The sequence below is a fragment of the Streptomyces sp. NPDC101110 genome (genome assembly GCF_044759525.1).
Classification (GTDB): domain Bacteria; phylum Actinomycetota; class Actinomycetes; order Streptomycetales; family Streptomycetaceae; genus Streptomyces.
On sequence record NZ_JBIVZM010000013.1, the window covers coordinates 190,795 to 205,243 of the forward strand.

13 protein-coding genes are annotated in these 14,449 nt (G+C 71.5%); 6 read left to right on the forward strand and 7 right to left on the reverse strand.

Annotation, left to right across the window (positions count from 1 at the left end; translation table 11 throughout):
• Nucleotides 1-203 precede the first annotated feature (203 nt).
• Nucleotides 204-824, reverse strand: a complete 621-nt coding sequence (locus tag ACIQU3_RS28080) for a DUF305 domain-containing protein (protein WP_403732161.1) — start codon at nt 822-824, stop codon at nt 204-206.
• Nucleotides 821-1,486 (reverse strand): DUF3105 domain-containing protein, encoded by a 666-nt coding sequence (locus ACIQU3_RS28085; protein WP_403732165.1) that lies wholly within the window; start codon nt 1,484-1,486, stop codon nt 821-823. Before ACIQU3_RS28085 ends, ACIQU3_RS28080 begins: the two co-directional genes overlap by 4 nt.
• 320 nt (nt 1,487-1,806) lie before the next feature.
• On the opposite strand from ACIQU3_RS28085, the gene ACIQU3_RS28090 reads away from it, so the two are divergent.
• The gene (locus ACIQU3_RS28090; protein WP_403732475.1) at nt 1,807-2,256 is read left to right on the forward strand and encodes an RrF2 family transcriptional regulator; all 450 of its coding nucleotides are present in this window, start codon (nt 1,807-1,809) and stop codon (nt 2,254-2,256) included.
• Here the strand turns inward: ACIQU3_RS28090 and ACIQU3_RS28095 are convergent.
• On the reverse strand, nt 2,253-3,440 hold the full coding sequence (locus ACIQU3_RS28095; protein ID WP_403928280.1) for a globin domain-containing protein: 1,188 nt from the start codon (nt 3,438-3,440) through the stop codon (nt 2,253-2,255). The two genes, ACIQU3_RS28090 and ACIQU3_RS28095, sit on opposite strands and share 4 nt — an antisense overlap.
• A 293-nt stretch (nt 3,441-3,733) precedes the next feature.
• On the opposite strand from ACIQU3_RS28095, the gene glnA reads away from it, so the two are divergent.
• From glnA to ACIQU3_RS28115, 4 genes are all read left to right on the forward strand, one after another.
• Nucleotides 3,734-5,095: a type I glutamate--ammonia ligase gene (gene glnA / locus ACIQU3_RS28100; protein ID WP_033312643.1), complete on the forward strand. Its 1,362-nt coding sequence runs from the start codon at nt 3,734-3,736 to the stop codon at nt 5,093-5,095.
• A gap of 198 nt (nt 5,096-5,293) precedes the next feature.
• A complete protein-coding gene (locus ACIQU3_RS28105) occupies nt 5,294-5,848 on the forward strand; it encodes a hypothetical protein (protein WP_403928282.1) in 555 nt (184 codons plus the stop codon).
• Nucleotides 5,849-6,157: 309 nt separating this feature from the next.
• Nucleotides 6,158-6,739, forward strand: a complete 582-nt coding sequence (locus ACIQU3_RS28110) for a sugar O-acetyltransferase (RefSeq protein ID WP_403732233.1) — start codon at nt 6,158-6,160, stop codon at nt 6,737-6,739.
• Between the two features lie 19 nt (nt 6,740-6,758).
• Nucleotides 6,759-7,307, forward strand: a complete 549-nt coding sequence (locus tag ACIQU3_RS28115) for a TetR/AcrR family transcriptional regulator (RefSeq protein ID WP_403732237.1) — start codon at nt 6,759-6,761, stop codon at nt 7,305-7,307.
• Nucleotides 7,308-7,319: 12 nt separating this feature from the next.
• Here the strand turns inward: ACIQU3_RS28115 and ACIQU3_RS28120 are convergent, their stop codons facing one another.
• Entirely contained in the window at nt 7,320-7,943 is a 624-nt protein-coding gene (locus tag ACIQU3_RS28120) for a glyoxalase (protein ID WP_403732240.1), read from the reverse strand.
• A gap of 67 nt (nt 7,944-8,010) precedes the next feature.
• Complete coding sequence (locus ACIQU3_RS28125) at nt 8,011-8,457, reverse strand: VOC family protein (protein WP_366713383.1); 447 nt, start codon at nt 8,455-8,457, stop codon at nt 8,011-8,013.
• Between the two features lie 668 nt (nt 8,458-9,125).
• Between ACIQU3_RS28125 and ACIQU3_RS28130 the strand changes: the two genes are divergently transcribed.
• Nucleotides 9,126-12,134, forward strand: a complete 3,009-nt coding sequence (locus ACIQU3_RS28130; protein WP_403732245.1) for a bifunctional [glutamine synthetase] adenylyltransferase/[glutamine synthetase]-adenylyl-L-tyrosine phosphorylase — start codon at nt 9,126-9,128, stop codon at nt 12,132-12,134.
• Between the two features lie 59 nt (nt 12,135-12,193).
• Here the strand turns inward: ACIQU3_RS28130 and ACIQU3_RS28135 are convergent, their stop codons facing one another.
• Together ACIQU3_RS28135 and ACIQU3_RS28140 are read right to left on the reverse strand one after the other, a co-directional pair.
• On the reverse strand, nt 12,194-13,054 hold the full coding sequence (locus ACIQU3_RS28135) for a phosphatase PAP2 family protein (RefSeq protein ID WP_403732248.1): 861 nt from the start codon (nt 13,052-13,054) through the stop codon (nt 12,194-12,196).
• A 93-nt stretch (nt 13,055-13,147) separates the two neighbouring features.
• On the reverse strand, nt 13,148-14,182 hold the full coding sequence (locus ACIQU3_RS28140) for a LacI family DNA-binding transcriptional regulator (protein ID WP_403928285.1): 1,035 nt from the start codon (nt 14,180-14,182) through the stop codon (nt 13,148-13,150).
• Between the last annotated feature and the right edge of the window lie 267 nt (nt 14,183-14,449).

Genomic DNA, 14,449 nt, shown 5'->3' on the forward strand with positions numbered 1-14,449 from the left:
CGGTCGCCACTCTCGCGATGAACCGTTCATGCCAGGGAATGGCGCAGCCCAAGAACCGCCCCACGCAGGCCAAGAAGAGCCCAAGAACAAGGTGAGCAGGGCGATTTGAGGCTTACGCGCCGGGTGTCCTCAGGGGTGCGGGCCGGGTGTCACCAGGGGACGTCCGCACAGTCGCGGGGCAGGCGGGACCGTGCGGATCCTGCCTAGGACCGCGGCGTCGCGCCCCGCTCCTTGAGCATGTCCGCCATCAAGGAGATCTCCGACTGCTGAGCGTCCACCATGCCCTGGGCCAGCCGCTTCTCGACGCCGACCGTGCACCTGTCCACACACCCCTCGGCCATGTGGATGCCGCCTTGGTGATGGTCCGTCATCAATTGGAGGTAGAAGACCTCCGCCCGCTTCCCGCTGAGCTCGCCGAGCTTCTTCATCTCGGAGTTGGTCGCCATGCCCGGCATCAGCGCGCCGTCCTTGCCGGAGGCCATGCCGCCCATGTCCATCCAGGTCATCGGCGGTTCGGAGGAAACCTTGGGCAGGCCCCACAGGTCGAGCCAGCCGAGCAGCATGCCGCGCTGGTTGGCCTGTGTCTGTGCGATGTCGTACGCGAGGCGCCGGACCGCCTCGTCCTTCGTGCGGTCGCGCACGACGTACGACATCTCCACGGCCTGCTGGTGGTGCACCGCCATGTCCCGCGCGAAACCGGCGTCCGCGGACTCGGCGGACGGCGTCCTGCCGCCGCCGTCGTCCCCCGCGACGGCGTAGGTGATCGCACCGGCGGCGGCCAGCGCCGCCGCCGCGGCCCCGGCGATCAGGCCGACATGCCTCACTTGGACAGCCCGTTCGTGCAGGCGGCCCCCGGCTCGGGGGTCTGCGCGCCCTGGACGAACTTCTCGAAGAACGCGTCCACGTTCGGGTCCTTCGCACCCGTCACCGAGCGCTGGTGGCCCCACGCCGACAGCATGATCGGCTCCTTCTGGTCGTCCATCGGGCTCATCAGCGTGTACGGCGTCTTCTTGACCTTCGCCGCGAGCGCGTCGACGTCGGACTTCTTCGCGTCGGCGTTGTACGTCACCCACACCGCGCCGTGCTCCAGCGAGTGCACGGCGTTGGTATTCTTCAGCGGCTCGGTGTAGACGTCGCCGTTGCAGTTCATCCAGACCGGGTTGTGGTCCCCGCCGACCGGCGGTTCGGAGGCGTACTTCACGGCCTTGGTGACGTGGTTGCGGGCCAGCTTGCCCTCCCACGTCCGCACGCCGTCCTTGCCCGTCACGAACTTGCCCTTGCCCGAGGAGTCGCTCGCCGCGGTGGTACTGCCCTTGTCGTCCTGGGACCGCACCAGCACGACGCCGCCGGCCACGAGTCCGGCGACGACCACCACACTCGCCCCGATGACGAGAACCCGGTTGCGGCGCTCACGGGCCTGCTCGGCACGCCGCATCTCCTCTATCCGCGCCTTGCGTGCCGTGCTGCTCTTGTTGGCAGAGCCCATGAGGTGTCCTTCGTGGGAAAGGTGACGGTCGGGTGAGCTGATCGTAATGGGGGAGACGGGGCGCCTCGTAGAGCAGGAGAGGAATGGACCGAATCGATACGGCACCGACGGCTCGACGACAGCTCAGGCGGCCCCGGCGCCGGTCTCCGACCCGGCGGCCCGCTTCTCCATCAGCGATCAATGGCCCGCTTCTCGATCAGTGATAGCCGGCCCGCTTCTCGATCAGTGACGAATGGCCGGCTCCGCGATCAGCACTGAACGGCCCGCTTCTCGATCAGCGATAATTTGAACCCCGCATGCGCATTATCTACGCTGCCCGCATGCGGCTGCTGCGCTCCACCGACCTCGCCCTGCGGGTCCTGATGCGGCTCGCCGTCGCGGGCGGGCCGAGTCCGACGACCCGGGACGTCGCGGACGGCATGGACGTGCCGTACACCCACCTGGCGAAGGTCGTCGCCGAGCTTCAGCGCATGGGCCTGCTGGAGGCCCGCCGAGGACGCGGCGGCGGCCTCACGCTCACCGAGCAGGGCCGTACGGCCTCGGTGGGTGCCGTGGTCCGCGCCTTCGAGGGCGGCGGCGACGTCGTCGACTGCGAGGGCCCGACGCCCTGCCCCCTCAACTCCGCCTGCCGCCTGCGCGGCGCCCTGCGCCGGGCCCAGGAGGCCTTCTTCAGCTCACTGGACCCGGTGACGGTGGAGGACATCGTCGCGGAACCGACCGGTGCGCTGCTCCTGGGGATCTCCCGGCCCCCCGGTCGCCCCGCTCCCTAGTCCTGCCCCGCCAGCCACAGGTCCGGGCCGAACACCTCGTAGTGGACGTCGGCGGGGGCCACGCCCTTCGCGATCAGCTGGGTCCGTACCGCCCGCATGAACGGGAGCGGGCCGCACAGATACGCGTGCGTGCCCGGGGCGACCGCGACGCCGGTCAGGTCGACCAGCCCGGAGTGCGCGTCCGCCGGGGCGTCGTGCTCGTACCAGAAGTGGACGGCCGCGTCGGGCAGCTTGCCGGCGTAGGCCTGGTGGTCCGCGCGCAGGGCGTGCGCGGCGGGTGAGCGGTCGCCGTGCACGACGGTGACCGGGGCGCGGTGCCCGGAGTCGGCCAGGTGCGCGAGCATCGCGGTCATCGGGGTCACGCCGATACCGGCCGAGGCCAGCAGCAGCGGCGTGTCGGAAGCGGCGTCCAGAACCAGGTCGCCGTACGGCTCGGACAGCTCCAGGACGTCACCCACCCGCACGTGCGCGTGCAGGTGGTTCGAGACCTCGCCGGCGGGGGCGCCGGACTCGCGTACGCGCTTGACGCTGATCTGCCGCAGGCCCGGGCCGGGCACCCCGGACAGGCTGTACTGCCGTATCTGCCGGGCGCCGTCGGCGAGGGCGACGCGGACGGAGACGTACTGCCCGGCGAGGAACTCGCGCACCGGGCCGCCGTCGGCCGGCCGCAGCCGGAACGTCGCGACGTCCTCGGTCTCGGCGACCCGCTCGACGACCTCCCAGGTCCGCCAGGTGTGCCCGCCGCGCTCCTCGCGCAGCCGCTGCTCCACGGCGATCAGGGCGTTCGCCATCAGCCAGTAGACCTCGTCCCAGGCGGCGGCGACCTCGGGCGTGACGGCGTCCCCGAGCACCTCGGCGATCGCGGCGAACAGGTGCTCGTGGACGACGGCGTACTGCTCCGGCGCGACCCCGAGCGAGGCGTGCTTGTGGGCGATGCGCCGCAGCATCGCGTCCGGCCGCTGCCCGGGGTGCTCCAGCAGGTGGGTCGCGAACGCGGCGACGGACCCGGCGAGCGCCTGGCGCTGGGTGCCGGCGGCCTGGTTGCCCCGGTTGAACAGGTCCCGCAGCAGCTCCGGGTGGGCCGCGAACAGCCCGGCGTAGAAGCGCTCGGTGATCGTGCCGAGGGCACCCCCGACGGCGGGGAGCGTGGCACGGACGGTGGCGGTGGACTGCTCGGACAGCATCAGGCCTCCTCAAGGCTCGGCTGCGCGCACGTTATTAAAACTTGCATTTGAGATGCAAATTAAGTGGCGGGCGACGCCGGGGAACCGGCCGTTACGGATGTCGGTGCGAGCAGGCACTATGGGCGGCAGAGCAGTTCACCCGCCGGACGCGAGGCGTTCGACCCCGGATCAGCCGGGCGATCATGGTCCGCAACGCGTTCGAAACGGTGGTGTGGTGGGATGCTCAGGTGCCCGACCGCCTCCCGTGGTACGGAAGACAGGCGGCCTGACCAGCAAGGATGGGGAAGCGGAAGATGGACAAGCAGCAGGAGTTCGTGCTCCGGACATTGGAGGAGCGCGACATCCGGTTCGTACGCCTGTGGTTCACGGACGTGCTGGGCTTCCTCAAGTCCGTCGCCGTGGCCCCGGCCGAGCTGGAGCAGGCCTTCGACGAGGGCATCGGCTTCGACGGCTCCGCGATCGAGGGCTTCGCCCGGGTCTACGAGTCCGACATGATCGCCAAGCCGGACCCGTCGACCTTCCAGATCCTGCCGTGGCGCGCGGAGGCCCCGGGCACGGCCCGGATGTTCTGCGACATCCTCATGCCGGACGGCTCCCCGTCCTTCGCGGACCCGCGCTACGTCCTGAAGCGCGCCCTGGCCCGTACGAGCGACCTGGGCTTCACCTTCTACACGCACCCGGAGATCGAGTTCTTCCTGCTGAAGGACCGGCCGCTCGACGGCAGCCGCCCGACGCCCGCGGACAACTCCGGCTACTTCGACCACACCCCGACCAACGTCGGCATGGACTTCCGCCGCCAGGCGATCACCATGCTGGAGTCGATGGGCATCTCGGTGGAGTTCTCCCACCACGAGGGCGCGCCGGGCCAGCAGGAGATCGACCTCCGCTACGCCGACGCGCTCTCCACGGCCGACAACGTCATGACGTTCCGCCTCGTCATGAAGCAGGTGGCCCTGGAGCAGGGCGTGCACGCCACGTTCATGCCGAAGCCCTTCTCCGAGCACCCGGGCAGCGGCATGCACACCCACCTCTCCCTCTTCGAGGGCGACCGCAACGCCTTCTACGAGTCGGGCTCGGAGTACCAGCTCTCCAAGGTGGGCCGCTCCTTCATCGCGGGCCTGCTGCGGCACGCGGCGGAGATCTCCGCGGTCACCAACCAGTGGGTCAACTCCTACAAGCGCATCTGGGGCGGCGCGGAGCGCACGGCGGGCGCGGGCGGCGAGGCCCCCTCCTACATCTGCTGGGGCCACAACAACCGCTCGGCGCTGGTCCGCGTCCCGATGTACAAGCCCGGCAAGACGGGCTCCGCACGGGTCGAGGTCCGCTCCCTCGACTCCGGCGCGAACCCCTACCTCGCGTACGCGCTCCTCCTCGCCGCCGGCCTCAAGGGCATCGAGGAGGGCTACGAACTCCCTCCGGGTGCCGAGGACGACGTCTGGGCCCTCTCCGACGCGGAGCGCCGCGCGATGGGCATCGAACCCCTCCCGCAGAACCTGGGCGAGGCCCTGACCCTGATGGAACGCAGCGACCTGGTGGCCGAGACCCTCGGCGAGCACGTCTTCGACTTCTTCCTGCGCAACAAGCGCCAGGAGTGGGAGGAGTACCGCTCGGAGGTCACGGCGTTCGAGCTGCGGAAGAACCTGCCGGCGCTGTAAGGGCAGATGGGAGGGGTTCCCCGTCCCGCCATTGCGTGAGGGTCGACGATGACGGCTGTCGACCCTCACGGCATCTGCTGGATGCTTCGCTGCCGTGCTCAAGGCGTTCCGTGAGTCGTGCCGCTGGGCAGGGAACGCGAGTGAGGGCATCCGGAAACCGGTTGTGGCCTTCGTATGCCAGTGCGACAGGATGTGCGCATGATGCGAACCACGCGTGCGCTGCTCCCCCTCCTCCTGCTGCCCGTGCTCCTCACAGGATGCGACGCGGACGAGAACGGCGGGGCGCAAGGGGCGGCAGCGGACAGTGCCGACCTGGACGCCGCCGCGCGTGCCTGGGGAGTGGCGCCGGACCTCGTCCGTGTCACCGAGATCCCCGGTTACACCGTGCTCCAGCAGTCGGTCGGCGAGTACAACGGTGAGTTCGCCGCCGCGTATGAATCCGGGAAGGGCGCCTCCAAATTCGGCCTGTTCGTAGGCCGCGGCACGATGACAGCGGAGAACTGCCCCAAGCAGCCGTTGGGCGAGGTGTCGGACAAACAGGTCGTTTGCGAGCACGACGGCGACGCCTGGTACCGCAAGGCCGGTGGCAGTCACGAATACGCCGTGCCCGACGACGGCGTGGTGATTCATCTGATCGCCGACGCGGACAAGGTCGACCGGGCCGTTCTGCGTCATGCGGCCGAGGCGGCCCATCGTCCGGATGACGCCGAACTGGCTGCACTCCTGCCGGCGGCGGGCGGTACGGACACCTGAGCGGATGACACGAAGGTCCGTTTGACGGACTGAGGCTCCTCGCCGGCGGGTCTCAGGAAGCGGGTGGAGCCCCAAGCAGCGGCTTGATGATGAGCGCATCGCCTCTAGGGTTACCGGCCGCACCTGAGGCGCAGTCCGGGCAGTCGGCTCGGCAGCCGGTGCACAGCGGCCGCCCTCGCGACGAAGCTGCCTGGGGTCACGAGGAATGCGCCCGGGCAGAGATGGTTCACCCAGCACGGCTGCCACTCGCAGAGGACGGCTCCCGCCCGGAGTGTACGTTCGTACCTTCCGGAGCGTACGATCGTACGCATGGCCACCGACCACTTCGCCGACGACCCCCGGACCAACATCGAGCGCATGCTCGCCGGTGATCTCTACATCGCCGACGATCCCGAGATCGCCCGGCGGCAGCAGCGGGCGATGCGGCTTGCCGCGCGGTATCTGGCCGCCTATACCGAGGACGCCGAGTCGGCGCGCGCGATGCTGCACGAGCTGTTCGGTGCCGTGGGGGAGGGGGTCGACCTGCGGCCGCCGGTGTACGTCGACTACGGGAGCAACATCTCCATCGGCGCCCGGACCTTCGTCAACTACAACCTGACCGCGCTGGACGTCGCCCGGATCACCATCGGCGAGGACTGCCAGATCGGGCCCAACGTCCAACTCCTCACGCCCACCCACCCGGTGGAGCCGGAGCCCCGCCGGGACAAGCTGGAGGCCGCGCGGCCGATCGTGATCGGGGACAACGTCTGGCTGGGAGGCGGGGTCATCGTGTGTCCGGGCGTCACCATCGGCGCCAACGCCGTCGTCGGCGCGGGCGCTGTCGTCACCAGGGACGTCCCCGCCGACGTCGTGGCCGTCGGCAATCCCGCCAAGCCCGTCCGCAACCTCTGACCCGCCGGAGAAGTCCGCCATGGCCACCGGGCATGCCGATCCGCAGCGCCGCGAGCGCATTCTCGCCGCCACGCTCGACCACATCGCCGACGAGGGAGTCGCCGGTGTCTCCCACCGCAGGGTCGCCGCCCGGGCCGGGGTGCCGCTCGGCTCGATGACCTACCACTTCAGCGGCATCGACGAGCTGCTGCGGGAGGCCTTCACCCGGTTCGCCGATCACATCGTGGCCGAGTTCGAGCGCTACCTCGGCCGTGCCGAGACACCCGAGCAGGTCGGTGAAGCCGTCACGGACCTCGTCCACGCCCTGTCCGAGGGACCCCGGCGTGACCTCGTCCTGGCCCACGAGCTGTACACCCTGGCCGCCAGGCGGCCCGAGTACCGCGAGCTGACACAGGCCTGGATGCGCCGCAGCCGCCTGCTCCTGGAGCAGCACTTCGACCCGGTCACGGCACGTCAGCTGGACGCGCTGATCGAAGGGCTGACCCTGCACCGCTCCCTCGACGGCGAGCCGCACAGCCGCGAGCTGACGCGGCTGGCGGTGACCCGCCTGACGGCGGTGCCGTCCTGAGGCCCGCCTCCGTCACACCGACGCGCTCTGCGAAGCGGTCGTCCATGTGAAGCCGTCCGGGTCGGTGAACGGCCCGGCGTCGCCGTCGACGGTGAGGCGGTGGGAGCCCGTGCCGTCGGGAGCGACGCCCGCGACCTTGGCGAGGCCGCGGCGCTTGTACAGGGCCAGTTTGACGGGGCCGTCGGCGGCGAACTCCACGTACTTGGAGCCGAAGCTCTTGCCCACGGCCAAGCCGTGATCGACGTAGAACTGCTTGCTGGCCTTCACGTCCTCCACGCCGAGCAGGAGCACGAAGTCGTCGACCCGCCCGGTCGCCGGGCCGGTGTTCTTCTTCGACGACGACGCCAGTTGCCAGATCGTGCCGTCAGGGGCCTGCACGACACCCCCGTAGCCCCACAGCGACTTGGCGGCGGGCTTCAGCGTCGTCGCGCCCGCCCGTACCGCCGCCTCCACGAGGGCGTCCACGTCGGCCGGCTGGGGGACCACGAGCGACAGCGTGAACCCGCGGAAGCCGGAGGTCGGTGCCTCCGACGCCCGCAGGCGCAGCCGGTCGCCCAGACCGAAGGCGGCGGAGTAGAAGCGGTCGGCGGCTGCGGGGTCGGCCACCTCGAGGGTGACGGATGCGATGGAAGTCATGACAACGACGCTAATCGCGCCCCGCGAGACGTGCTTCTTGATTCCTGACCGGGTTCTCTGCTGGCCCTCAGGCCTGCTTCCGCTTCAGGTCCGCCAGCAGCTGGTGCAGCGGCTCGGTGGCCCGGCGCCGGTACTCCTGCACGGCCCAGCCGTTGCCGTCCGGGTCCTGGAAGTGCATGAACGTGGCACCGTCGTCGGGGGAGTACTGGACCGGCTCCGAGACGTCGAGCCCGCGGGCGACCAGCTCCGCGTGGGCCGCCTTGATGTCGGCGACGCACAGCTGCAGGCCCTGATAGGTACCGGGTGCCGGGGTGGGGCCGGGCGTCATCTCCCAGATCGACGCGCCCAGGGCGATCGAGCAGCCGGAGCCCGGAGGGGTCAGCTGCACGATCCGCATCCCGGGCATGACCTCCTGGTCGATGTCCACGTGGAAGCCGACCTTGTCCCGGTAGAAGTCCCGGGCACGGTCGATGTCGGAGACGGGCAGCGGGATGACTTCGAGGGTGATGTCCATGGCATGACTCCTTCGTCCGGCCTGATGAGAACCGCCACCTCGTCCGGCCGCAGCCGACGGACCCGCTTGACGCCGGGCTCGTCGACCGATGCCGGACGGTAGATGGCGACCGAGGCCGGCCGAAGGCGACGGGCGCCGGCCGAAGCCGGCTGAACGGCTCCCCCTCACCGAAGCCGAAAACGCCCGGCGGCGCCACCGAGTAGACGGCTGCCGGACCCGTGCCGTGGCGGAAATGGCCCTCGCGTCCCCGAGCACGCCGCCAATCGCCGTACCCGCGCCACCCCCAGCGGCCGGCCCACGTAGCCACGCCCGTCCCCGCCCGCCCCCTGCGCCCCGCCGCGCAGCCGCACCCGCCACACACCCGGCCGGCCCAAGGCAGCCACGCGCCCGCCCCGTCCGTCCGCCGTACCCCCGGCACGCCTCAGCGCCGGCCCCGTCCGCCCGCCGTCCCCCCGGCCCCGTCCACCCGTCGTACCCGGGCACGCCTCAGCCCCAGCCCCGTCCGCACCTCCGAGCCCCCCCCCGCATCGCCCAGCCCGCGCGACCCGGTCCGCACCCCCGTCCGCCTGCCGAACTCCCCGGCGCTTCCCCCGGCCCGGGCGGTTAGGCTCAAAGCCGTACGACCTTGATCCGATGCATGTCCGAGGAACAGTGCGAGGGAGGCCCGGATGACGGCGGTGCCGGGGCGCAGGAGCAGCACCTTCACACGACTGCTGCGGCACGGCTTCACCGACGCCTCCGCCGCCGAGCGGCTCCTGGACAGCCCCGAGCTGGCCCCCCTGCGCGACGACCCGGTCCTCCTGGAGGCGCTGGGCGCCACCGCCGACCCCGATCTCGCCCTGCTCGGACTGGTCCGGCTGCTGGAGGCCCAGCAGGGCTCCGGCGCCCGCCGGGAACTGCTCGACACGCTGATCTCCTCCAAGCCGCTGCGCGACCGTCTCCTCGGTGTCCTCGGCGCCTCCACCGCCCTGGCCGACCACCTCGCCCGGCACCCGGACGACTGGCAGGCCCTCGTCATGTACGAGGCGTACGACCTGCACCCCGGGGTGGAGGAGTTCGAAGCCGGGCTCGCGGAGGCCACCGACCCGGTCTCCCTGCGCGTCGCCTACCGGCGCTGCCTGCTGTCCATCGCCGCCCGGGACGTGTGCGGCACCACCGGCGTCGCCGAATCCGCCGCCGAGCTGGCCGACCTCGCCACCGCCACGCTGCGCGCCGCCCTAGGGATCGCCGAGGCGGCCGCGCCCGAGGACGCCGCCCTGTGCCGCCTGGCGGTCATCGCCATGGGCAAGTGCGGCGGCCACGAGCTGAACTACGTCTCGGACGTGGACGTCATCTTCGTCGGGGAGGCCATCGAAGGGGCCGACGAGACCAAGGCCGTACGCGCCGCGACCCGGCTCGCCTCGCACATGATGCGGATCTGCTCCGAGACCACCGTCGAGGGCTCCATCTGGCCCGTCGACGCCAACCTCCGGCCCGAGGGCCGCAACGGCCCCCTCGTACGGACCCTCTCCAGTCACCTCGCCTACTACCAGCGCTGGGCCAAGACCTGGGAGTTCCAGGCGCTGCTCAAGGCCCGCCCGGTGGCCGGCGACCTCGACCTCGGCGAGGAGTACGTCGCCGCCGTCCAGCCCCTGGTGTGGAAGGCCGCCGAGCGCGAGAACTTCGTCCCCGACGTGCAGAAGATGCGCCGCCGGGTCGTGGAGAACATTCCCGCCGGCGAGGTCGACCGCCAGCTGAAACTGGGACCGGGCGGCCTCAGGGACGTCGAGTTCGCCGTGCAGCTGCTCCAGCTGGTGCACGGCCGGGCCGACACCTCGCTGCGCAGCGGCACCACCCTGGACGCGCTCGAGGCCCTCGCCGCCGGGGGCTACGTCGGCCGGGCCGACGCGGCCCAGCTCGACGACGCCTACCGGTTCCTGCGCTCGATGGAGCACCGCATCCAGCTGTTCCGGCTGCGCCGCACCCACCTCGTCCCCGAGGACGAGGCCGAGCTGCGCCGGATCGGCCGTTCCCTCGGCATGCGCAAGGACCCGGTCGCCGACCTGCACCGCGAGTGGCGGCGGCACGCGGGCGTCGTGCGCCGTCTGCACGAGAAGCTCTTCTACCGGCCGCTGCTCGACGCGGTCGCCCAGCTCGCCACCGGGGAGGCCCGGCTGAGCACCGAGGCGGCCCGGGAACGCATGGTCGCCCTCGGCTACGCCGACCCCGCCTCCGCGCTGCGCCACCTGGAGGCCCTGGCCTCCGGCGTCACCCGCAAGGCCGCCATCCAGCGCACCCTGCTCCCGGTGCTGCTCGGCTGGTTCGCCGACTCGGCCGACCCGGACGCGGGCCTGCTGGGCTTCCGCAAGGTCTCGGACGCGCTCGGCAAGACCCCCTGGTACCTGCGGCTGCTGCGGGACGAGGGCGCCGCCGCGCAGAACCTCGCCCGGGTGCTGTCCGCCGGCCGGCTCGCGCCCGACCTGCTGATGCGCGCACCGGAGGCGGTGGCGCTGCTCGGCGACGGGGACGGCGGCGGACTGGAGCCCCGGCCGCGCGACCACCTGGAGCAGGAGATACTCGCCGCGGTGCGGCGCGCCGACGGTGTCACCCAGGCGGTCACGGCCGCCCGCGGCGTGCGCCGCCGCGAGCTGTTCCGCACGGCCGCCGCGGACATCGTCGGCTCCTACGGCACCGAGGAGCAGCCCGCGGAGGCCGACCAGGGCGCCCTGGTGGACCGGGTCGGCGGCGCGATCTCGGACCTGACAGCCGCGACCCTGGCCGGCACGCTCCGCGCGGTCGTGCGGGACGGCTGGGGCGACGACCTGCCCACCCGCTTCGCGATCATCGGCATGGGCCGGTTCGGCGGCCACGAGCTGGGCTACGGCTCCGACGCGGACGTGCTGTTCGTGCACGAACCGCGCGACGGCGTCGACGAGCGGGAAGCGTCCCGGGCGGCCAACAAGGTCGTCTCCGAGATGCGCCGCCTGCTGCAGATCCCCAGCGCCGACCCGCCCCTGCTCATCGACGCCGACCTGCGCCCCGAGGGCAAGTCGGGGGCGCTGGTGCGCACCCTCACCTCGTACGAGGCCTACTACCGCCGGTGGGCCCAGACCTGGGAGTCACAGGCGCTGCTGCGGGCCGAGCCCGTCGCCGGCGACGAGGACCTGGGCCGTCGCTTCATCGAGCTGATCGACCCGCTGCGCTATCCGGCGGCCGGGCTGGCCGACGAGGCCGTGCGCGAGATCCGGCGGCTGAAGGCCCGTATGGAGTCCGAGCGGCTGCCGCGCGGCGCCGACCCCAAGCTGCACGCCAAGCTCGGGCCGGGTGGCCTGTCCGACGTGGAGTGGACCGTGCAGCTCATGCAGCTGCGGCACGGCTCGTCGGAGCCGGGTCTGCGCACCACCCGCACCCGTGAGGCCCTGGCCGCCGCCCGTGCCGCCGGGCTCATCACGGACGAGGACGCGGCGACCCTGGACGAGGCCTGGGTCCTCGCGACCCGGGTCCGCAACGCGGTGATGCTGGTCCGCGGCCGGGCCGGCGACACCTTCCCGACGGAGCCCCGGGAGCTGGCCGCCGTCGGCAGGTACCTGGGGTTCGGCCCGGGGCACGCGGGCGACATGCTGGACGCGTACCGGCGCACGGCCCGCCGGGCGCGTGCCGTGGTGGAGGAACGGTTCTACGGCACCAGCGAGCGCTAGGGGGTTTCTGACCGTCGAGACGCCCGGCAGAAGCCCCAGGCCCCCGAGGGGCCGGAGGCTCATGCCCTGGCCGGGGACTTGGACCGGCCGCGCCCGCGCTCCGGTGCCGTCCTCGGCAGCGCGTACGGCTGCCGCCCGTACCAGAGCCGTGCGACCGCGAACCCGAAGGCCAGGCACAGCACACCGCCCACCGCGTCCAGCCAGAAGTGGTTGGCCGTCGCGACGATGACCACCAGCGTCAGCGCCGGGTACAGCAGGCCCAGCACCCGCACCCAGGGGACGGTGGCCAGGGCGAAGATCGTCAGGCCGCACCACACGGACCAGCCGATGTGCATCGAGGGCATCGCGGCGTACTGGTTGGACATGTGCTTCAGGTCGCCCGATGCCATCGAGCCCCAGGTCTGGTGGACCATGACCGTGTCGACGAAGTCGCCGCCGTTCATCAGCCGCGGGGGCGCCAGCGGGTACAGGTAGTAGCCGAGCAGGGCGACCGCGGTCGTCGCGAACAGCACCAGGCGCGTCGCCGCGTAACGCCCCGGGTGGCGACGGAAAAGCCACACCAGCACACTCAGCGTCACCACGAAGTGCAGCGTCGCGTAGTAGTAGTTCATCCCGACGATGAGCCAATGCACCGAGTTCACCGTGTGGTTGACGGTCTCCTCGACGGCGATGCCCAGCTGGTGCTCGACCCGCCAGATCCAGTCGGCGTTGTGCAGCGCCTCGGCCTTCTGCTCGGGGACGGCGTTGCGGATGAGCGAGTACGTCCAGTAACTCACCGCGATCAGCAGGATCTCGAACCAGAACCGGGGCCGGCGCGGAGTGCGCAGCCGGCGCAGCGGGCCACTCCCCGCATCGGCCGCAACGGGGTCCGGGAGGGCCGCTTCCAGGCCCTCCGGCTGCGTTACGGTCGTTTCACCCATAGGCGCAAAGTCTGCCAGAAAAGGACTTCTCCACCGATCATCCCGCGGCTCCGTCCGGGCCGCATGTCCTACGGCGACTTCAGGCCGCGAACCTCAGAAACGACCACGTTCCCCGGGGGCCGAAGCGGTCGAACCGCGCACCACCAGTTCGGGCATGAACACGAACTCGCTGTGCGGCGCGGGCGTCCCGCCGATCTCCTCCAGCAGCGTGCGCACGGCCGCCTGCCCCATGGCCGGGACCGGCTTGCGGATCGTGGTGAGGGGCGGGTCGGTGAAGGCGATCAGCGGGGAGTCGTCGAAGCCGACCACGGAGATGTCCTTCGGCACGTCCAGGCCGAGCTGCCGGGCCGCCCGAATCGCGCCCAGCGCCATCATGTCGCTGGCGCACACCACGGCCGTGCAGCGGCGGTCGATCAACGCCGTGGCCGCCGCCTGACCACCCTCAAGGGTGTACAGCGAGTGCTGCACCAGCTCCGACTCGACGGTCTCGGCGCTCAGACCCAACTGGTCCTGCATCGTGCGCACGAACCCCTCGATCTTGCGCTGCACCGGCACGAACCGCTTGGGTCCGAGGGCCAGACCGATGCGGGTGTGCCCCAGGGACGCCAGGTGCGTGACCGCCAGGCTCATCGCCGCGCGGTCGTCGGGGGAGATGAACGGCGCCTGCACCTTCGGCGAGAAGCCGTCGACCAGCACGTAGGGCACGCCCTGGGCGCGCAGCCGGTCGTAGCGCTGCATGTCGGCGGTGGTGTCGGCGTGCAGCCCGGAGACGTAGATGATGCCGGCGACCCCGCGGTCGACGAGCATCTCGGTGAGTTCGTCCTCGGTCGAGCCGCCCGGGGTCTGGGTGGCCAGCACGGGCGTGTAGCCCTGCCGTGTCAGCGCCTGGCCGATGACCTGCGCCAGGGCCGGGAAGATCGGGTTCTCCAGCTCCGGGGTGATCAGGCCGACCAGGCCCTCGCTGCGCTGGCGCAGGCGCACCGGGCGTTCGTAGCCCAGGACGTCGAGAGCGGCCAGTACGGACTGGCGGGTGGTGGCGGCGACGCCCGGCTTCCCGTTGAGGACGCGGCTGACGGTCGCTTCGCTCACCCCCGCCTGCAACGCGATGTCCGCAAGCCGTGTGGTCACAGCACTGGACTGTAGCGGCCGGGGTTGCCCTTGCACACCGACGGGACGCCTGATGCGCGCCGTCGCACGGCCCGCTGCGGGTGGCTTGGTCATCGCGGTCCCTCAAAACTCGTGGTCGGCGTCCGATCCGCAACGGATGATCCCCCCGGCGGATACGGATGGCAAGTGCTTGCAGAGTCTTGCACAGCCGTCCGACTGCCCGCCCGGCAGGCGGAAATCAAGGCCTCGGGCCGGTCGAGGGGAGGTCACGGCGGGATAACCATCCGC

What these genes read in the sequence shown, in the direction of transcription:
- ACIQU3_RS28085 (WP_403732165.1), bottom strand. Translation starts at nt 1,486, where the DNA reads ATGGGCTCTGCCAACAAGAGCAGCACGGCACGCAAGGCGCGGATAGAG.
- ACIQU3_RS28090 (WP_403732475.1), top strand. Translation starts at nt 1,807, where the DNA reads ATGCGGCTGCTGCGCTCCACCGACCTCGCCCTGCGGGTCCTGATGCGG.
- ACIQU3_RS28095 (WP_403928280.1), bottom strand. Translation starts at nt 3,440, where the DNA reads ATGCTGTCCGAGCAGTCCACCGCCACCGTCCGTGCCACGCTCCCCGCC.
- glnA (WP_033312643.1), top strand. Translation starts at nt 3,734, where the DNA reads ATGGACAAGCAGCAGGAGTTCGTGCTCCGGACATTGGAGGAGCGCGAC.
- ACIQU3_RS28105 (WP_403928282.1), top strand. Translation starts at nt 5,294, where the DNA reads ATGATGCGAACCACGCGTGCGCTGCTCCCCCTCCTCCTGCTGCCCGTG.
- ACIQU3_RS28110 (WP_403732233.1), top strand. Translation starts at nt 6,158, where the DNA reads ATGGCCACCGACCACTTCGCCGACGACCCCCGGACCAACATCGAGCGC.
- ACIQU3_RS28115 (WP_403732237.1), top strand. Translation starts at nt 6,759, where the DNA reads ATGGCCACCGGGCATGCCGATCCGCAGCGCCGCGAGCGCATTCTCGCC.
- ACIQU3_RS28120 (WP_403732240.1), bottom strand. Translation starts at nt 7,943, where the DNA reads ATGACTTCCATCGCATCCGTCACCCTCGAGGTGGCCGACCCCGCAGCC.
- ACIQU3_RS28125 (WP_366713383.1), bottom strand. Translation starts at nt 8,457, where the DNA reads ATGGACATCACCCTCGAAGTCATCCCGCTGCCCGTCTCCGACATCGAC.
- ACIQU3_RS28130 (WP_403732245.1), top strand. Translation starts at nt 9,126, where the DNA reads ATGACGGCGGTGCCGGGGCGCAGGAGCAGCACCTTCACACGACTGCTG.
- ACIQU3_RS28135 (WP_403732248.1), bottom strand. Translation starts at nt 13,054, where the DNA reads ATGGGTGAAACGACCGTAACGCAGCCGGAGGGCCTGGAAGCGGCCCTC.